A 16,020-nucleotide genomic window follows, 5' to 3' on the forward strand; every position below is an offset into this window, starting at 1 on the left:
CCGATGCGATTTGGGAGGGAGACCAATGAAGACATCTAAGCCGAACAAGCACGAGACTATTGCAGGACTGGTTTGGGTGGTGCTCGGCCTTGCCGCCATCTTTGTTGCGCGCGGCTATGCCTTTGGGACAATCACGCGGATGGGGCCCGGTTTTGTGCCGGTCATGCTGGGTATTCTATTAGTCGTCTTTGGGCTCTTCGCAGCGTGGCAGGGGCGTACCCTCCCAGGAGTCTCGCTCAATCTGCGCCTGCGCCCATTTGCCTACATCATTGTCGGGATCGTCGTATGGGTTCTGCTCGTAGACTGGGCGGGCTTCGTACCAGCTACCGTTGCGCTGATCCTGATTTCGGCCCAATCCGAGCGCGGCATGAAGTGGACGGAAGCGGCTCTTCTGGCTGCCGGCATGTCCCTCGTGGGCTATCTTATTTTCATCCGTGGCATTGGCATTCCGATCGCCGCTTTCGGGAGCTGAACCATGGATCTTATCTCCGGCATCGCCCTCGGCCTCAACGTGGCCGTAACCACCGAGGCCCTGCTTTTCTGTCTGATCGGGGTCTCCGTCGGCATGTTTATTGGTGTACTGCCTGGTATCGGCCCACTTGCCGCCGTGGCCATGACACTGCCGATTACATACCATCTGGAACCGATGAGCGCTTTAATCATGCTCGCCGGCATTTTCTATGGCGCGCAGTATGGCGGCTCCACCGCGTCAATCCTGCTGAACCTGCCGGGCACTTCGACAACTGCCGTGACGGCTCTTGATGGCTACCCGATGGCTAAGCAGGGGCGCGCCGGTGTCGCCCTTTTTATTACCACAATCACCTCCTTTGTAGGGGGCTGTTTTGCGATCGTTCTTGTGATGAGCTTTGCCCCCGCTCTGGGGCAGATGGCGCTGAAGTTTTCCTCAGCCGAGTATTTCTCCATCATGTTGCTGGGCCTCGTCGCGGCCGCCACGATGTCGCTCGGCTCCCCTATTAAAGGGCTGATCTCTGTGGTTGCCGGTCTGCTTTTGGCGACCGTTGGAATGGATTCCACTTCGGGCGTGGTGAGATACTCCTTTGGAGTGTTGGAATTGCAAGATGGGCTTAATCTTGTGGCCATGGCAATGGGGCTATTCGGCGTGGCTGAATTGCTCAAAAACGCTGGCAAGCCACGCGACCTCGCGCCGCAAAAGGTTCGCATGCGGGAGTTGATACCGACACGAAAGGATATGAAGGAATGCTGGAAACCCACACTACGCGGGTCGGTGGTCGGATCTTTTGTCGGTATCCTGCCCGGTGCGGGCCCGACATTGGCGGCTTTCCTCGCCTATGCTTTTGAAAAACGTGTATCCCGTACACCGGAGAAATTTGGCCGGGGCGCAATTGAAGGCATTTCAGCACCGGAGGCTGCCAACAACGCCTCTACACAAGCCGCGTTCATCCCAACGCTGGCGCTCGGCATCCCCGGCGATGCCGGAATGGCGGTCCTGCTCGGGGCCATGATGATCCACGGGATTACGCCACGGCCCGAGTTCTTCACCACCAACGCCGATCTATTCTGGGGCCTCGTGGTCAGCTTCTGGATTGGCAACTTTATGCTGCTCATTCTGAACATCCCCCTTATCGGCTTTTGGGTCAGAGTATTGACCGTCCCTCAAAGGCTGCTGTTTCCGGCAATTCTGTTCTTCATTTGCATTGGTGTCTATTCGGTCAGCAATAGCCCATTTGACGTGATGACAGTGATTGTTTTTGGCATCGTGGGTTATCTGATGAATGCTTATGGCTACCCTCCGGCGCCGATGCTGATGGGGTTCATCCTCGGCCCGATGATCGAACAACATTTCCGCCGCGCATTGCTATTTTCGCGCGGAGACATCACGACCTTTATAGACCGCCCGATCTCTGCAACCTTTTTAGTTCTCACACTGTTGCTGATTGCCAGCATCGCCATACCGACGCTCATCGCACGCAGGAGAGGTTTGCCGGCCGAAGACTAATTTCTCGAAGCGCTGATTGGACAGTGACGTTAGTCGATCTTTGTATCTGTGTCCGCGTGCCGGACCTTTGGCTGAAGGTGGTGGTACCAGACCACAAATGCCGTGGGCCAAACTTGCTTCCACCAATTGCTTGGGGGACGTGATCCTCCAGCGAGAACTCGTAGAACAGCGCTGCTTGTGCTTCTTGCTGCGGTCCCAACATCGCCAAACCTCCCCTCAACTACAGGAATTGAATCATCAAGCCAGGCCCCGATCAGGGAAGAGTTTTTCAACAAATAAGCCCAACCTGCCTGCGCGACGCGAGCGGCCCTTAGGTCATTATGGATCATCAGAGGTCAAGGCTGGCAGCCCGCGCTAGAACACCATGCATGACAACCTCCGCCGGTGCGGTCGGGAAGCCCTCGGGTAGGGAGGCCTGTGTTTTTTCCAGCGCACCCTCAACACGCTCCGCAACCTCCGCCAAGACCTCCTCCGCCAGCACCACGCCGAACCCCGCCGTCTTGGCGGCTTGCAGGAAGTGGCGCGGCACCACTTCGTTGATCCGGTAATGGCCGTCCACCGCCATTGCGAGGCGCATCCGGTTCTGGCGGATCTGCCCGTCATCCACGGCCTTCTGAGCGCTCAGCACATCGTAGAGCGGCGTCATGCGGAAACCGCCGGGGCGCAGCGCGATGCTGAAATTCTTCGCATGACCGTCTGTCGCGCCCAAGAGCCAGAACAGCACCTGCGCGTGGAAGAAGGCGCGCTGATCGGCCAGCGCGTCATCGCTGCCCGCTAGCAGGCCAATGCCCTCAGCGATCCCCGGCCCGCCGTCCATCTGATATTTCTGACTTGGCGGCACCGAAAGCGCCTGACAAAAATCCTCCTGCGGCAGACGGATCAGCCGCCCGTCTGCAGTCCAGCGCCGATCAAACCGTGTCACCACAAGGCTGCGCACCTCCTCGAAATCCACGATCTCGACCTCGGCCACATCCGCCCCCATGGCACGACAGAAGCTCATGCAGAAGAACTCGTTCTCGACGCTGTCCGACAGGTTGATCCCGTTCGGCAACACGCCAAGCTGGGTTTTCAGAATATGGGTCGTGGGCATCAGGCCAAAGGGCCGGACCCATGCGCCATTGCGGCGCAGCAGCGCGGTTTTCTCCTGCGCGCCCGCGATGGAGATGCGGAAATCGTCATCTTCATCGAGGCCAAGCGGGGCACTCGCCAGATTGCGCAGCAGGGCGGCGATCTGGGCATCCGTGACCGGCTCGCCCTCAAGCCCCCCCGCCTCGGGCACCTCGCCCGAGACGAATTGCAGCGCCCCCACGCAGTCGCGCCCGATCTTCTCCAGCAAAGCCCACGCATCGATGCCGCCCGCGCGCACCCGCGCCGCCACGCGCTCTCGGATCGCCTGATTGTCGGGCAACAGGTTTTCCAGATAGGCGATGACCGGCGCGCCCTGATGCGCCTCTTCGCGCAGGGGCAGCGACAGCGAGATCGGCATGGCGTGTTCCCATGCCAGCCAGCCTGGATCATAGGCAAAGCTGATCGCACCGGAACTGGCAAGGCGCAGATGCCCCACCAGCCGCCCGTTCAGAAGCACCTGCATCGTACCGCTGCGCCCGCGTCTGGCCATCAGAAGATATCCTCAATCTCGACCGAACCGCCACGTTCGACCAGTCGAAACTCCAGCCCGAGTGCAGCCATGACAGCAAAGAGCGTTGCCAGCTTGGTGCCCGCATCGCCGTTTTCCAGCGACGAGATCGTCGCGATGCGCAGATTGGTGCGCGCGCTGATATCGCCTTGCGTCCAGCCGCGCGCCTTCCGCGTCCGCCGGATCGCTTCGCCGATCTGTTCAGCCGTTCTGGCGGAGAGGTCCATGACTTGGCTCCTTTTACGCCTTAGCGTAAATTAAAAAGAATTACGCCTCAACGTAAATCTCTGATATTTACGCTAAGGCGTAACTGCATATTTAGGTGAACCTCTTGGAGGCTATCGCGTCACTCAACACTCGCTAGACCGTCCGGGCCACACGAAACATTCGCCCGTTGTAGCAGGCCAGGTCCGACAGACCGGGTGCACTCCGGCGGGTGATCGTATCGCCTTCCGGCACCACAATGACCACGCGGTCGCGGCAGGGCACGAGCCCAAGCCCGATTTGCCGCCGCAGCTCTGCGAACCGTTTCAGATCGGCGCGGTCGGCATCGAGCTACGCCAATTCGGCTCCCATTGCCTCGATCTCGGCGGACAGCGCCGCCTCCCGGCTTGCCAGCCGCTGCGAAAGGGCTTGCAGGGCTGCTTCTCCTTCGGCACGCGCCTCCGCAATCTCTTGGGCGTTCTCGGAACGGATGGCCTTCGATACAGTGGCACAGAAGCAGGTCAGATCGATGAAAGCGGACTTAACAGAGTGAAGTTCTCATAGTACTCGTTCTCCCACGGCGCACAGGGCGCAGTGCAGGACCGGTCTTCAAAGTTCGATCAGCCGGTAATGCAACGCCAGCGCTACGGCATGGGCGCGATTACGCGCGCGCAATTTGGCGGTGGCGGATTTCAGATGCAGGGTCGCCGTTGGCACTGAGCGGCCGATTTGGTCTGCAATCTCTTTGGCAGTATGTCCTTGGGCGGATAAATGGAGGCATTCAGCCTCGCGTGGGGTCAATGCCGCAATCGTGGCTTGAGTTTGGTCGGTGGCGAGGTGGGGCAAGGCCGCGTCATGCATGATCTGTCCCATCAAGCCGACGCTTTGCAACACGTCGCGCGTGTCGCGAATAAAGGAGGGTCCGGCGTCTTTTTGGATCACCGTAAAAGTGGCAAAACCGCCCGTGCTGCGATGAAGCGGCACGGTAATGCCGCAGGTAAGGTTTGTATCATGAAGATATGCCGTGACGGGTTCGTGCTCTTTCTTCAAATGACTGGCGAGAGCGGTGTGCCTCCCATTTTGGCGGTAGGACCATACGAATGGAGCGCTTGTTTTCAAGGCGATCTGCTGGACCGGGTCATGCTGATGATATTTCTGTTCGCACCACAGTTGCCGCATGTCGGCCGGCGCTTCACGATGGCTGAGGTGGCTGGGTATGACCAGCGTGCCCTCGGGAGTCGTCGCCACGGGGCTGAAATCATAAATCATGGCATCGAATCCGGCCCGCCGGGCGACATCATGTGCGGCATCCACAATGCCCCCGACCGAGGACGCCTTGCCTATATCGCGCTTCAGAAGATCAATAATCGTGTGCATATCATTTCTGCGCCGTATACTTTTGAGAGTACTCCGACCTTACACCTTATCGGCGCAGAGACTATTAAATTTGACAGGTAGACGCCCGGGCCTGCGGCTGGATAGCATCGCGAGGTGCAACGAGAGGGACGTGCCATGTGGTCAGAAATCGAACCCGATGAAATCAAGGATGTCACGATTGACGGATATACCGTCAAGACCTACAGTTTTGGCTCCAGCGACAACGTCATACTATGCGCAAATGGTGGGCCGGGCCTGCCATGCGACTACCTGCGCGACTCGCATTCCTGCCTTGCCGCCGAAGGTTACCGCGTCGTCGCCTGGGATCAGCTTGGCACCGGATCGTCGGATCGCCCGACCGATCCCGCGCTTTGGACGATTCAGCGCTATGTCGAGGAGACAGAGACCGTACGCACGGCGCTGGGTCTCGGCAAGGTGCATTTACTCGGTCAATCCTGGGGCGGCTGGCTGGGCATCGAATACGCGCTGACCTATCCAGATAGTCTGCGATCGTTGATACTTGAAAACACCGCTGGCGACATTCCGCATCTCGTTTCGGAGCTGAACAGGCTGCGCGACGCGCTGGGCAGTGAGACAGTAGCGATGATGCAGCGGCACGAGGCGCTGGGCACGCTCGATCACCCGGAATACGAGGCGGCGGTCACGATTCTCAATTATCGACATGTCTGTCGGCTGGATGAATGGCCCGCGCCGGTAAAACGCTCGCTCGACGACTGGAACATGGGGCCGTATGGCACGATGCAGGGGCCAAACGAGTTTCTCTATACCGGCAACATGGCCGAGTGGAACCGCATCCCTGACATGCACAAGATCAAGGTGCCATGCCTCATCACGACCGGCCAGCATGACGAACTGACGCCTGCCTGTGCCAGGCGCATGCATGAGCAGCTGCCGGACTCGGAAATCCATGTCTTTCCGAACAGCAGCCACATGCCCTTCTTCGAAGAGCCGCAGGCGTATTACCCTGCGCTTTTGAAATTCCTCGAGAGGACCTCGCGGGCATGACATCCTGCATGGCCGAAACCGGATGTCTTGGCGACGGCTTTCGCGTCTGGAGCGATCGCGCTGCGGATGAGGTGACGCAGATTGAAACGCCGGATGGGCGCGTCACCGCCTACAGCTATGGCAGCGGCGAGCGGGTACTCTTTTGCCTCAATGGCGGGCCGGGCCTGCCTTGCGACTATCTGCGCGATCCGCATGTGCCGCTGGCCGATGAAGGTTTTCGCGTTGTCACTTACGATCAGTTGGGCACGGGGGCATCTGATGCGCCTGACGATCCCGCCCTTTGGGAGATTACGCGTTACGCCGATGAGGTCGAGGCGGTCCTCGAGGCGTTGGGCCTGACGTCGGTGCATTTCCTCGGCCATTCCTGGGGCGGCTGGTGCGGCATCGAATATGCGCTGCGTTACAAGGGGCGGCTGCGAAGCATGATCCTCGCCAATACCTGCGCCGACATGCCCCATCTGCTACAGCAGATCGCGCGGCACCGGAACGCGCTCGGCGCCGAAACTGTCGCGATGATGAAGCGATACGAAGCGCTCGGATGGCTGGATCACCCAGCCTATGCGGCGGCGATCACGCTTCTGGATCATCGTCACATTCGCCGGATGGACGACCGCCCCCTGCCTGTGCAACGCTCGAAGGATGGTTTCAACTTTGCGATCTTCAACACGATGCAGGGGCCGAACGAGTACCACTACACCGGCAATCTCAAGAACTGGAACCGGCTCGAGGCGTTGCGGGACTTCGACTGGCCCTGTCTTGTGGTCCAGGGCATGCACGATGCCCTTTCACCGGCTTGCGGCATGCGCATGCACGGCGCCCTGCCAGACTCGCGGATCGAGATCTTTGCCGGATCCTCGCATTCGCCTTTCTACGAGGAGCCACGCGCCTACCGCGCCGCACTGATCGCTTTTCTAGATCACGTCGACGGGGCGGGCGGATGAGTCGCTATCGCTTCGTCCTCTACCGTCCGTTCCAGCTCATCCCGGTGCTGATCGGCATCAGCATCATAACCTTCGTTCTCATCCGCTCGATTCCCGGCGATCCGGCGCGGGTGCTGCTCGGGCCACGAACCACGGAATCCGCTCTGGCCCGCGTGCGCGAGCAGTTCGGCCTGGATGAGCCGCTCTGGCTGCAATATTTCTATTTCGTCAAGAACCTCTTCAAGGGCGAGTTGGGCAAGTCGATCCTCTACAAGGTGGACGTGCTGAAGCTGATCGCGACCCGAATCGAGCCGACACTGGTGTTGGTGATCGGCAGCGTCCTGCTGGCGCTTCTCATTGCAACGCCCATGGCCGCCATAGCGGCGCGCAGGCGCGGCAGCTGGGCGGATCACCTCATCCGTATCATCTCGACCGCGGGTCTCGGATTTCCGGCTTTCTGGCTGGCGATCATGCTGATCCTCCTCTTTTCGGTGCAGCTCGGCTGGTTTCCCGTGACTGGCTATGGCCGCACATTCTGGGAGAAGGTGCATCACATGACGCTACCTTGCCTGACGACGGGCCTGGCGCTGGCGGCAGTGCTCACGCGCAATCTGCGCGCTTCGATCCTGGCCGAGCTGCAGTCGGATCAGGCGACTGCGGCGCGCGCACGCGGCCTGCCTGAAAACGTCGTTTTCTGGCGTCATGTCGTCCCGAATTCGCTCGTGCCCACGGTGAACCTGCTGGCGGTTAATATCGGCTGGCTGATCAGCGGATCGGTTGTGATCGAGACCGTATTTGCCATCCCCGGAATGGGCCAGCTTCTGATCCGGGGCATATTTACTCGCGATTACATGGTGGTACAGGGTGTTGCGATGGTCTTTGCCTGCGCGACGGTGCTGGTGAACTTCCTCGCCGACATCCTGACCGTCACCATAGACCCGAGGGTCAAGCTATGAGCGGCACTAGGGCCATCAGTGCGCGCCGCATCCGTTGGCCGGGCACGGTGACCCCCCTGGTGCTGGGCGCCGCGATCCTGCTGACATGGCTGTTGATCGCGCTTTTTGCTCCGTTGTTGGCGCCCTACGATCCGATCTATCAGGACGCGGCCGTGCGGCTTCAGCCGCCGTCCTGGGCGCATCCGCTCGGCACTGACAATTTCGGGCGCGATATCCTGAGCCGTGTGATCTGGGCCGCGCGGATCGACCTGCAAATCGCGGTCTTCGGCGTCGTCTTTCCTTTCGTCATCGGCACTGTCGCCGGCAGTATCTCGGGCTTTTTCGGAGGCTGGGTGGACACGATCTTCATGCGCGTGATCGACGTGGTGCTGGCCTTCCCGTTTCTCGTGCTGATGCTGGCGATCATCACCATCACCGGGCCGGGCTTGGGCAGTTTCTATATCGCGATGGCGCTGGTGGGGTGGGTCTCGTATGCGCGGCTGATCCGGGCGCAATTCCTCGTACTGAAAAACTCCGATTTCGCTATGGCGGCCGTCAGCCTCGGCTACTCCAACTCACGCGTGATGTTCCGCCACATCATGCCCAACGCCATCCTTAGTTCGGTCGTCTTCTCGATGTCCGACGCTGTATTGGTGCTGCTGAACGGTGCGGCGATCAGCTATCTGGGCCTAGGAGTGCAACCGCCTGTTGCGGAATGGGGCATCATGATCGCCGAAGGGCAAGGCTTCATCACTTCCGCCTGGTGGATCACGACCTTTCCGGGCATAGCTATCGTGACACTCGCAATGGGGTTCAGCCTGCTGGCTGACGGGCTCGGCGAAGCCTTGGGGGTGCGCGAATGACCGATGCACCCATACTGACAGTCAATAACCTGAGCGTCGCCTATGAGGGCGGGGGCACGTCGCACACCATAATCGACGGGGTTTCCTTCACCCTCCGCCGGGGCGAAATTCTTGGCATCGTCGGCGAAAGCGGATCGGGCAAGAGCATGACCTGCCGCGCGCTCATGCGACTTTTGCCCAGCAGCCGGCTGAGAGTGACGGGCGGCTCCGTCTGGCTCGAAGATGGGCGCGACGTACTGAGCCTGTCCCAGGGCGAGTTGACACAAGTGCGCGGGCGGCGGATCGGCATGATCTTCCAGAACCCGGCCAGCCATCTGGATCCGGTCATGTCCATCGGTCGCCAGATCGCCGAGAGCATCCGCCACCATCGCAAGATCGGCCGCAAGGAAGCTTGGGCGCGGATGCTGGACATCCTGCGCCAGGTCGGCATCCCTGACCCCGAGAGCCGCGCAAACGCCTACACGCACGAGTTTTCCGGGGGCATGCGCCAGCGCGCGATGATCGCCGTGGCGCTGGCATGCGATCCGGATATCTTGATTGCTGACGAGCCAACAACAGCGCTCGATGTGACCGTTCAGGCGCAGATCTTGCGGCTCCTGCAACAGCTTCGGGACGAGCGAGGGCTGTCGATCATCTTCATCACCCATGATCTGGGCGTGGTCTATCAGCTCTGCGATACGGTTGCGGTGATGTATGCGGGCCGACTTTGCGAATATGGCGCCATGCACGAAGTCATTCATCGTCCGCGCCATCATTACACCGCCGGTCTTGTCGCTTGCCAGCCCGGCAGCGAGGGCGGCACCGGTCGGGTCCACACGATCCCCGGCCAGCCTCCCAGCCCCGGCGACATGCCCCCGGGTTGCCGGTTTCATCCCCGCTGCGGCGCGGCCGACGCGCTCTGCGCCGCGCGTCAGCCGCCTCTGCGCGAGACGCATGAGGGTCACGCCTGCGCCTGCCACCACCCGGTAGGCATAGAAGCGGAGGCGGAGGCATGAGCGCTCCGGTCCTTCTCGACGTGCGCAACCTCAGCGTGAAATTCCCCATGGCCCGAAGCCGTATGGGCCTTGGCCCCCGGCGCAGCCTCAATGCCGTCAGTGACGTGTCGATGCGTGTCGCCGCGGGCGAGACCGTCGGCCTCGTCGGTGAAAGCGGCAGCGGCAAGAGCACCTTCGGCCGTGCAATCCTGCGTCTGGGGGAACTGACCAGAGGCGAGGTCCTGCTGGACGGGCAGGACATGGCCCGCGCGCGGGGCGAGGATTTGGCCCGGCTCAGGCGCGAGACGGCGATGATCTTTCAGGATCCCTATGGCTCGCTGAACCCGCGACTGACAGTACGGCAGGCCATCGGCGAGGTGCTGCATGTGCATGGCAAGAAGGGCGCCGCCGGCAGAGACGCGCGTATCGTTGAGCTTCTCGAACTTGTCGGGCTGGATGCCACACTTATGGACCGCCGCCCAGGTGATCTGAGCGGCGGACAGTGCCAGCGCATCGGCATCGCCCGCGCGCTAGCGATCGAGCCGCGCCTGATCGTGGCCGATGAATGTGTCGCGGCGCTGGACGTGTCGATCCAGGGCCAGATCATCAATCTGCTCATGGAATTGGGCCAGAGGATGCATCTGGGCATGATCTTCATCGCGCATGATCTGGCCATGGTGCGGCGCCTCTGCGACCGGATCGCCGTCATGTATCTGGGTCGCATCGTCGAGGAGGGACCGACTGAGCAGGTCTTCAAGGCTCCGCGTCACCCTTACACCCGTTCGCTGATCGAGGCGATCCCCGAGATCGACCCGGCGCGCATGTTACCTTCCGCACCCTTGCCGGGCGAACCTCCCAGCCCGGTCAACTTGCCCGAAGGCTGCGCCTTCCATCCGCGCTGCCCGCTGGCGCGTTCCGAATGCCGCACTGCCGTGCCGCCTTTTGTCGGAGGCGCACACCGCGCCGCCTGCATCCTTGCGCCTGGCGGGCGACTGAACGAGGTGGGGGAAAACCTGCCCGAGACCACACCCGCAACCCCAACAGAAAGGATTGAGACATGCTGAAGAGCAAATTTACCCGCTATCTCTCCGCCGCCGCCGTGGCTGCGCTGATGACCGGCACATCCATCGCGGAGGCCGCCGGCGTGCTGACGATCGGTCGCCGCGAAGACGGCACCACTTTTGATCCCATTGCGACCGCGCAGAACATCGATTTCTGGGTTTTCGCCAACGTCTATGACGTGCTCGTGCGCGTCGACAAATCCGGCACCAAGCTTGAGCCGGGCCTCGCCGAAAGCTGGGACGTCAGTGAGGACGGCGCGACTTATACCTTCAAAATGCGCGATGCCAAATTCTCGGATGGCAGCCAGATCACGTCGGAGGACGCCAAGTTCTCGCTGGAGCGCATCCGCGACGATGAAGGTTCGCTCTGGTCGGACAGCTACCAGATTATCGAGAACATGGAAACGCCCGACCCCCAGACCCTCGTGGTCAAGCTCTCTGGCCCTTCGGCGCCTTTCCTTGCATCGCTCGCGATGCCCGGCGCGTCGATCATCTCGAAGGCCGGCATGGAGGAGATGGGTGTCGAAGCATATGCCGAACGGCCCATCGCCTCGGGCGCTTTTTTGGTTGCGGACTGGCTGCGAGGCGATCGCGTCATACTCGAGAAGAATCCCAGTTTCTGGGAAGCAGATCGGGTCCGCCTCGATGGCGTCGAATGGATCTCGATCCCTGATGACAACACCCGCATTCTCAAGGTGCAGGCAGGTGAGATCGACGCCGCCATTTTCGTGCCCTTCGCACGGATCGAGGATCTGAAGGCCGATCCCAATCTTAAGGTGCATTTGGACCAGTCGACCCGCGAGGATCACCTGCTGATCAATCATGCCAGCGGCGAGCTCTCCAAGAAGGAGGTGCGCCAGGCGATCGACATGGCCATCGACAAGCAAGCCATCGTGGATGCCGTCACCTTCGGTATCGGCGAGGTTGCCTATTCCTATATCCCCAAGGGGTCACTCTATCACTACGAAGACAATCTTCAGCGCCCCCACGATCCCCAGAAGGCCAAAGAGATGCTGGCCGAAGCCGGGGCAGATGGGCTGACGCTGGATTACCTTGTCAACGCGGGCGATCAGGTGGACGAGCAGATCGCCGTCCTGCTGCAGCAACAGTTGGGCGAGGCAGGGATCACCGTCAATCTTCAGAAGATGGATCCGAGCCAGACCTGGGACATGCTGGTCGCGGGGGAATACGATCTGTCGGTCATGTACTGGACCAAGGATGTCATCGACCCGGACCAGAAGACGACCTTCGTGCTCGGTCACGATTCCAACAACAATTACATGACCAACTACAACAATCCCGAGGTGAAGGATCTGGTGGCCGCCGCCCGTGTCGAGATGGACGAGGCCAAACGCGAGACGATGTATGTCGATCTGCAGAAGATGGCGAAAGAGGACGTCAACTGGATTGACCTCTACTACAGCCCCTATCGCAACGTGACCCAAAGCAACATCGAGGGTTTCTATCAGAACCCGCTCGGCCGCTTCTTCCTCGAGGACACGATAAAGAACTGAGGCGCGTACAAGAGGTGTCGGCGCGCGGTAGGCGCGCCGGCCTTCGACTTTTCAGAGAAAGTCCACTTTGTTCTGCACTGAGGTTGTCGCCACCTGCAACTGCTGCGGCCTCGGGCCGACATCCGCTTCCGTTAAGCTGCAATGCAGCAAAGTGGAATACTGGGAAGGTCCGCTTTGGTGAAGGTTTTCTGATGCGGGTCGCGGCGCATTGGCGCTACCACGACCTGCGTTGGAAAACCTCACGGCCTGTGGTTCTGGCGCGGCGACCTGTTCAGGGGGCTCGACGCAAAGCAACGCGCGGATCTTTGCGATGTTGGCCAGCAGGCCGTAGTGCCGAATGCGGTGAAACCCGTCTGGAAGAACGTGGATCAGGAAGCGGCGGATGAACTCGGGGGTATCGCCAGAAGATCAAAAAATCTGTCGGAAAAACGGATCGTTGTAAAGCGGGTTCGTCTCCATCGGCGAACGTGTCGTGACGGGGATGTTGGCAACTGCGGGCGTCACGTCCTCCAGGATGGGCGCAAGTGTCCGCAGGCCTGCCTTGTTGGTTGGCACCGTGTTTTCCTGGGCCGCTACCGGACCTGCGGCCATCGGTATTGCCAACAACAGAACGATAAACAATCGACGAACGAAGGACATGCCGTTTCTCTCCCGTGCAAAGCCAATGGGCCGGGCCGCGCGGCCCGGCACCTGTCAGGCAGATTTGACTTCGATCCGCTTCACCCTTGCCTTGGCCTCCTCGGTTTTCGGCAAGGTCACGGTCAGCACACCGCGTTTGAATTCGGCATCGGCCTTGTCGGCATCGACGCCCGGCGGCACCGGGATCATCCGGTGGAAGCTGCGGCGCGACTGCGAGGTGAAGCCGTCCTTGTCGATCTTATCCTCACGCTCGCCGCGGATCGTCAGCATATCGTCGGTGACGTTCACCTCGATATCCTTGTCATCAAGCCCCGGCAGATCTACCGACACCAGCATCGCCTCGTCGGTTTCCGAGATGTCGGTGCGCGGACCGCCCGCCGTCAGACTGCCGCCGAACGGGTTGTCAAAGCGTCCCCAGAAATCCTCGAACACGCTGTTAAGATCGCGCTGGAGAGACATCAGGGGGTTGTCGTCGTCGCCCCTACGCTCTGCCATGCGGTTGCGGTCCCGACCCCAGGGGATGAGATCACTGAATGCCATTGTTCTTTCCTCCTTTTCGCTCGTGGCCATGGGCCGCTTACGCGGCATTGACCTTGATCTGTTTCGGTTTGGCGGCTTCGCTCTTCTTCAGGGTAAGCGTCAGCACGCCATCGCGGTGTGTGGCGTCGATCTTGCCTGCATCGATCGTATCAGGCAGGCTGAAGGCCCGCTCGAACGTGCCCGGCGCGTATTCCGCATAGATGCGCCGATAGCCTTCGGGCGCGGGTGCGTCGATGCTGCCGCGCACGGTCAGCGACCGGTTCTCGACCGAGACATCGACGCTGTCGGGTGTGACACCCGGCATGTCGATGACCACCGTCACCACGTCGTCCTTTTCGAAGATATCCGTGGCGGGCCGATAGACGGGTCCGGTATCGCGGGTATCCTCGGCTTCGGTGCGTGCCACGTCACCGCCGGTTTTTGTGACTTCGTTTGTCATGAACTTTCCTCCTCTCGTTGCAATCGGTCAGCTCGCCTTGACCTTGATCTTGCGGGGGCGCTCGGCATCGGGCCTGCCCATCTCGATCTCAAGGATTCCGTTCTTCGCCCGTGCCTCGACCTTGTCGGGGTCGACGCGCAGCGGCAGGCGGATACTGCGCGAGAATTCGCCCGAGGGGCGCTCTCGGCGGTGCCATACGGCATCCTCGTCACCGGTTGTGGGATTGCGCTCCCCTGCAATGATCAGGGTGTTTTCGCGCACCGTCAGGTCGATATCGTCCTGCGCGACGCCCGGCATTTCGGCGGTGACGACCACGCTGTCATCGCCCAGCCACATATTGACAGGCGGCCAGTTGCCGTCACGCCCGCTGCGCGCACCGGTATCGAACATGCGGTTCATCTGCGATTGCAATTGCCGCAATTCCGCAAAGGGGTCCCATTGGGCGGGGGACAGTCCATAACTCAACATCACTTCCTCCTTCTCTGGTCACAACATCGGATGTCCGCATCGGGGCGCGGACCGCTCTGTTGCGGGACTGTCGCGAAGGGAGGGGATCGGAACACGATCCGGCACGAAGACGCATGGCGACCACGTGTTTCGATACGCAAGGCCAGATCGCTGCGCCTCGCGACCGATGACGGGGATGATGCGTTGCAAATGCACACGCATCCAATCGCTCCAACATCTCCGGGACCCTAAAGCGGCATCCCGCATACAGCTAGCTGGGAATGGAGCTAAATCTTGTCAAGGGTCCCTTTCTGATTTTATTATGAAGAAGCTGAATGACGACAACCGGACACCAATGGACGGGTAAGCACAGATCAATTTCTGGTATATCTTGCTGGCTGTCTTCGGCGTCGTCCCGCTGCGCGATCTCTGGGTGCAAAGCCAGACCATCGAGGCGATCCCCTACAACAAGTTCGAGACCTACTTGGATGACGGTGCCCTAGCGGAGGTCGTCATCGGCAGCGGTACGATCCGCGGCACCTTCAGAGAGCCGCAGGATGGCAAGCCGGATTCGTAACGACAACCGTGCCGCCCGACATGGCCGCACGGCTGGAGGGAAAGGACGTCATGGACGATGAATTGGGTCATGTGAACTATGACAGCGAGCGCTCAAATTTCCTTGGCACGACTGATCAGGGCGCCTGGCGGAACCGCCGCTACAGCGATGCTACTGCCGAGCGGATAAACCATGCGGTGAAGGAGGTGATCGACGCAATTTTCGGTCGCACTCTGCCCGGTCCGGCCCGTGTTCATGCAGAAACGGTCGGTTCTGGCATATACCCAAGCCACCCCGATTTACGCTGCCAAAAAACCTATTCAAACAGAAACCGTTTTTGAAGTTTATTGGCTCTCTCGCGATGCCGGACATTCGCGCAACACGCAGCATTCGGTAAAAGTAAAATGGGCTCTTGCTGCACCTCCGCCGCGCTGGTCACGAACTGCCGTTTTGGAAAACACCGCCGCTTGCTGCGCCGTGACCAAACTGGAAGGAGACAGACAATCCGGGCCTTCGCTGCGCCGTCTACGAAGGTCCGTTCGGCTGGGCATGCCTCTGAACACCCGTGCCTCCGCACCCAGCCGTGGGTCTGCACCGGCGGCGTAGGCGAGCGGCGCAGGCACGGAATGGTCCGGCGTAACGCCCGCACCTTCGAGACGTTGCCCGTCCACCGTGGAGGATGCCGCGCACATGCACGCGCCCGTCGACCTCTTCGGTCTCGACCCCGATCCCCGCATAGCGCGGCCACCCACCCGTAAGCGCATCTCCGATTTCGTCCGCAAGCCCCGGCATATTCGCAAGGAAGACGCCGAGGAGTTGATGGTGGCCGGCTCATCGGCCGTGTAGAGCCGCGTGCGCGAAACCCCAAGCTCGTCCAGCATCGCGTTCACGGCCTCGGCCCGCTCTTCGCG

Annotated in this window: 19 protein-coding genes and 1 pseudogene; 12 read left to right on the plus strand and 8 right to left on the minus strand. The window is 60.7% G+C overall.

The genetic code is table 11. The features are described 5' to 3' along the window. The first annotated feature begins 25 nt into the window (after positions 1-25). Complete coding sequence (locus tag NANH_RS0122455) at positions 26-472, plus strand: tripartite tricarboxylate transporter TctB family protein (protein WP_027264053.1); 447 nt, start codon at positions 26-28, stop codon at positions 470-472. 3 nt (positions 473-475) lie between these two features. Continuing rightward, positions 476-1,978 carry a tripartite tricarboxylate transporter permease gene (locus NANH_RS0122460; RefSeq protein ID WP_027264054.1) on the plus strand — a complete coding sequence of 501 codons (1,503 nt, stop codon included), beginning with the start codon at positions 476-478 and terminating at the stop codon, positions 1,976-1,978. Between the two features lie 328 nt (positions 1,979-2,306). Here NANH_RS0122460 and NANH_RS0122465 read toward each other — a convergent pair whose 3' ends face one another. The 3 genes from NANH_RS0122465 to NANH_RS0122475 all read right to left on the minus strand — a co-directional run bounded on the left by NANH_RS0122465 (position 2,307) and on the right by NANH_RS0122475 (position 5,195). Continuing rightward, positions 2,307-3,596 (minus strand): type II toxin-antitoxin system HipA family toxin, encoded by a 1,290-nt coding sequence (locus tag NANH_RS0122465; protein ID WP_027264055.1) that lies wholly within the window; start codon positions 3,594-3,596, stop codon positions 2,307-2,309. Then, positions 3,596-3,841 carry a helix-turn-helix domain-containing protein gene (locus NANH_RS0122470; RefSeq protein ID WP_027264056.1) on the minus strand — a complete coding sequence of 82 codons (246 nt, stop codon included), beginning with the start codon at positions 3,839-3,841 and terminating at the stop codon, positions 3,596-3,598. Before NANH_RS0122470 ends, NANH_RS0122465 begins: the two co-directional genes overlap by 1 nt. Positions 3,842-4,427: 586 nt before the next feature. Further along, positions 4,428-5,195 (minus strand): helix-turn-helix transcriptional regulator, encoded by a 768-nt coding sequence (locus NANH_RS0122475; RefSeq protein WP_027264057.1) that lies wholly within the window; start codon positions 5,193-5,195, stop codon positions 4,428-4,430. Positions 5,196-5,330: 135 nt separating this feature from the next. Here NANH_RS0122475 and NANH_RS0122480 point away from each other — a divergent pair, with 135 nt between their 5' ends. Genes NANH_RS0122480 through NANH_RS0122510 form a run of 7 tightly spaced genes read left to right on the plus strand, consistent with a single transcriptional unit; the run spans position 5,331 to position 12,488 of the window. After that, positions 5,331-6,221, plus strand: a complete 891-nt coding sequence (locus tag NANH_RS0122480) for a proline iminopeptidase-family hydrolase (protein WP_027264058.1) — start codon at positions 5,331-5,333, stop codon at positions 6,219-6,221. Positions 6,222-6,229: 8 nt separating this feature from the next. Further along, positions 6,230-7,162 (plus strand): proline iminopeptidase-family hydrolase, encoded by a 933-nt coding sequence (locus tag NANH_RS0122485; RefSeq protein WP_051372663.1) that lies wholly within the window; start codon positions 6,230-6,232, stop codon positions 7,160-7,162. Further along, positions 7,159-8,097 carry an ABC transporter permease gene (locus tag NANH_RS0122490; protein ID WP_027264060.1) on the plus strand — a complete coding sequence of 313 codons (939 nt, stop codon included), beginning with the start codon at positions 7,159-7,161 and terminating at the stop codon, positions 8,095-8,097. The genes NANH_RS0122485 and NANH_RS0122490 overlap by 4 nt, the downstream gene beginning before the upstream one ends. Further along, positions 8,094-8,939: an ABC transporter permease gene (locus NANH_RS0122495; RefSeq protein WP_051372561.1), complete on the plus strand. Its 846-nt coding sequence runs from the start codon at positions 8,094-8,096 to the stop codon at positions 8,937-8,939. Before NANH_RS0122490 ends, NANH_RS0122495 begins: the two co-directional genes overlap by 4 nt. Then, positions 8,936-9,934 carry an ABC transporter ATP-binding protein gene (locus NANH_RS0122500; RefSeq protein WP_036050249.1) on the plus strand — a complete coding sequence of 333 codons (999 nt, stop codon included), beginning with the start codon at positions 8,936-8,938 and terminating at the stop codon, positions 9,932-9,934. Before NANH_RS0122495 ends, NANH_RS0122500 begins: the two co-directional genes overlap by 4 nt. Next, positions 9,931-10,977, plus strand: coding sequence for an ABC transporter ATP-binding protein (locus tag NANH_RS26980; protein ID WP_081710521.1), 1,047 nt, complete (start codon positions 9,931-9,933; stop codon positions 10,975-10,977). The genes NANH_RS0122500 and NANH_RS26980 overlap by 4 nt, the downstream gene beginning before the upstream one ends. After that, on the plus strand, positions 10,971-12,488 hold the full coding sequence (locus tag NANH_RS0122510) for an ABC transporter substrate-binding protein (RefSeq protein WP_139236385.1): 1,518 nt from the start codon (positions 10,971-10,973) through the stop codon (positions 12,486-12,488). Before NANH_RS26980 ends, NANH_RS0122510 begins: the two co-directional genes overlap by 7 nt. A 246-nt stretch (positions 12,489-12,734) precedes the next feature. On the opposite strand, the pseudogene NANH_RS29870 reads toward NANH_RS0122510, so the two are convergent. The 5 genes and pseudogenes from NANH_RS29870 to NANH_RS0122530 all read right to left on the minus strand — a co-directional run. Continuing rightward, a pseudogene (locus tag NANH_RS29870) lies at positions 12,735-12,878 on the minus strand (transposase); the annotation flags it as partial. An 18-nt stretch (positions 12,879-12,896) separates the two neighbouring features. Then, positions 12,897-13,127, minus strand: a complete 231-nt coding sequence (locus NANH_RS29115; protein WP_027264064.1) for a hypothetical protein — start codon at positions 13,125-13,127, stop codon at positions 12,897-12,899. A gap of 54 nt (positions 13,128-13,181) precedes the next feature. Then, positions 13,182-13,667, minus strand: coding sequence for an Hsp20/alpha crystallin family protein (locus tag NANH_RS0122520; protein WP_027264065.1), 486 nt, complete (start codon positions 13,665-13,667; stop codon positions 13,182-13,184). Positions 13,668-13,704: 37 nt separating this feature from the next. Further along, on the minus strand, positions 13,705-14,106 hold the full coding sequence (locus NANH_RS0122525) for an Hsp20/alpha crystallin family protein (protein WP_027264066.1): 402 nt from the start codon (positions 14,104-14,106) through the stop codon (positions 13,705-13,707). Between the two features lie 27 nt (positions 14,107-14,133). After that, entirely contained in the window at positions 14,134-14,574 is a 441-nt protein-coding gene (locus NANH_RS0122530) for an Hsp20/alpha crystallin family protein (RefSeq protein WP_027264067.1), read from the minus strand. 370 nt (positions 14,575-14,944) lie between these two features. On the opposite strand from NANH_RS0122530, the gene NANH_RS29120 reads away from it, so the two are divergent. The 3 genes from NANH_RS29120 (at position 14,945) to NANH_RS28750 (ending at position 15,955) form a co-directional block, all read left to right on the plus strand. Next, positions 14,945-15,130 (plus strand): hypothetical protein, encoded by a 186-nt coding sequence (locus tag NANH_RS29120; protein ID WP_027264068.1) that lies wholly within the window; start codon positions 14,945-14,947, stop codon positions 15,128-15,130. A 50-nt stretch (positions 15,131-15,180) separates the two neighbouring features. Then, a complete protein-coding gene (locus NANH_RS29005; RefSeq protein WP_169730244.1) occupies positions 15,181-15,450 on the plus strand; it encodes a hypothetical protein in 270 nt (89 codons plus the stop codon). Between the two features lie 349 nt (positions 15,451-15,799). Further along, the gene (locus NANH_RS28750) at positions 15,800-15,955 is read left to right on the plus strand and encodes a hypothetical protein (RefSeq protein WP_154665590.1); all 156 of its coding nucleotides are present in this window, start codon (positions 15,800-15,802) and stop codon (positions 15,953-15,955) included. Positions 15,956-16,020 lie beyond the last annotated feature (65 nt).

Origin of the sequence: Sedimentitalea nanhaiensis DSM 24252 (assembly GCF_000473225.1) — a bacterium.
In the GTDB taxonomy this organism is placed as follows: Bacteria; Pseudomonadota; Alphaproteobacteria; order Rhodobacterales; family Rhodobacteraceae; genus Sedimentitalea; species Sedimentitalea nanhaiensis.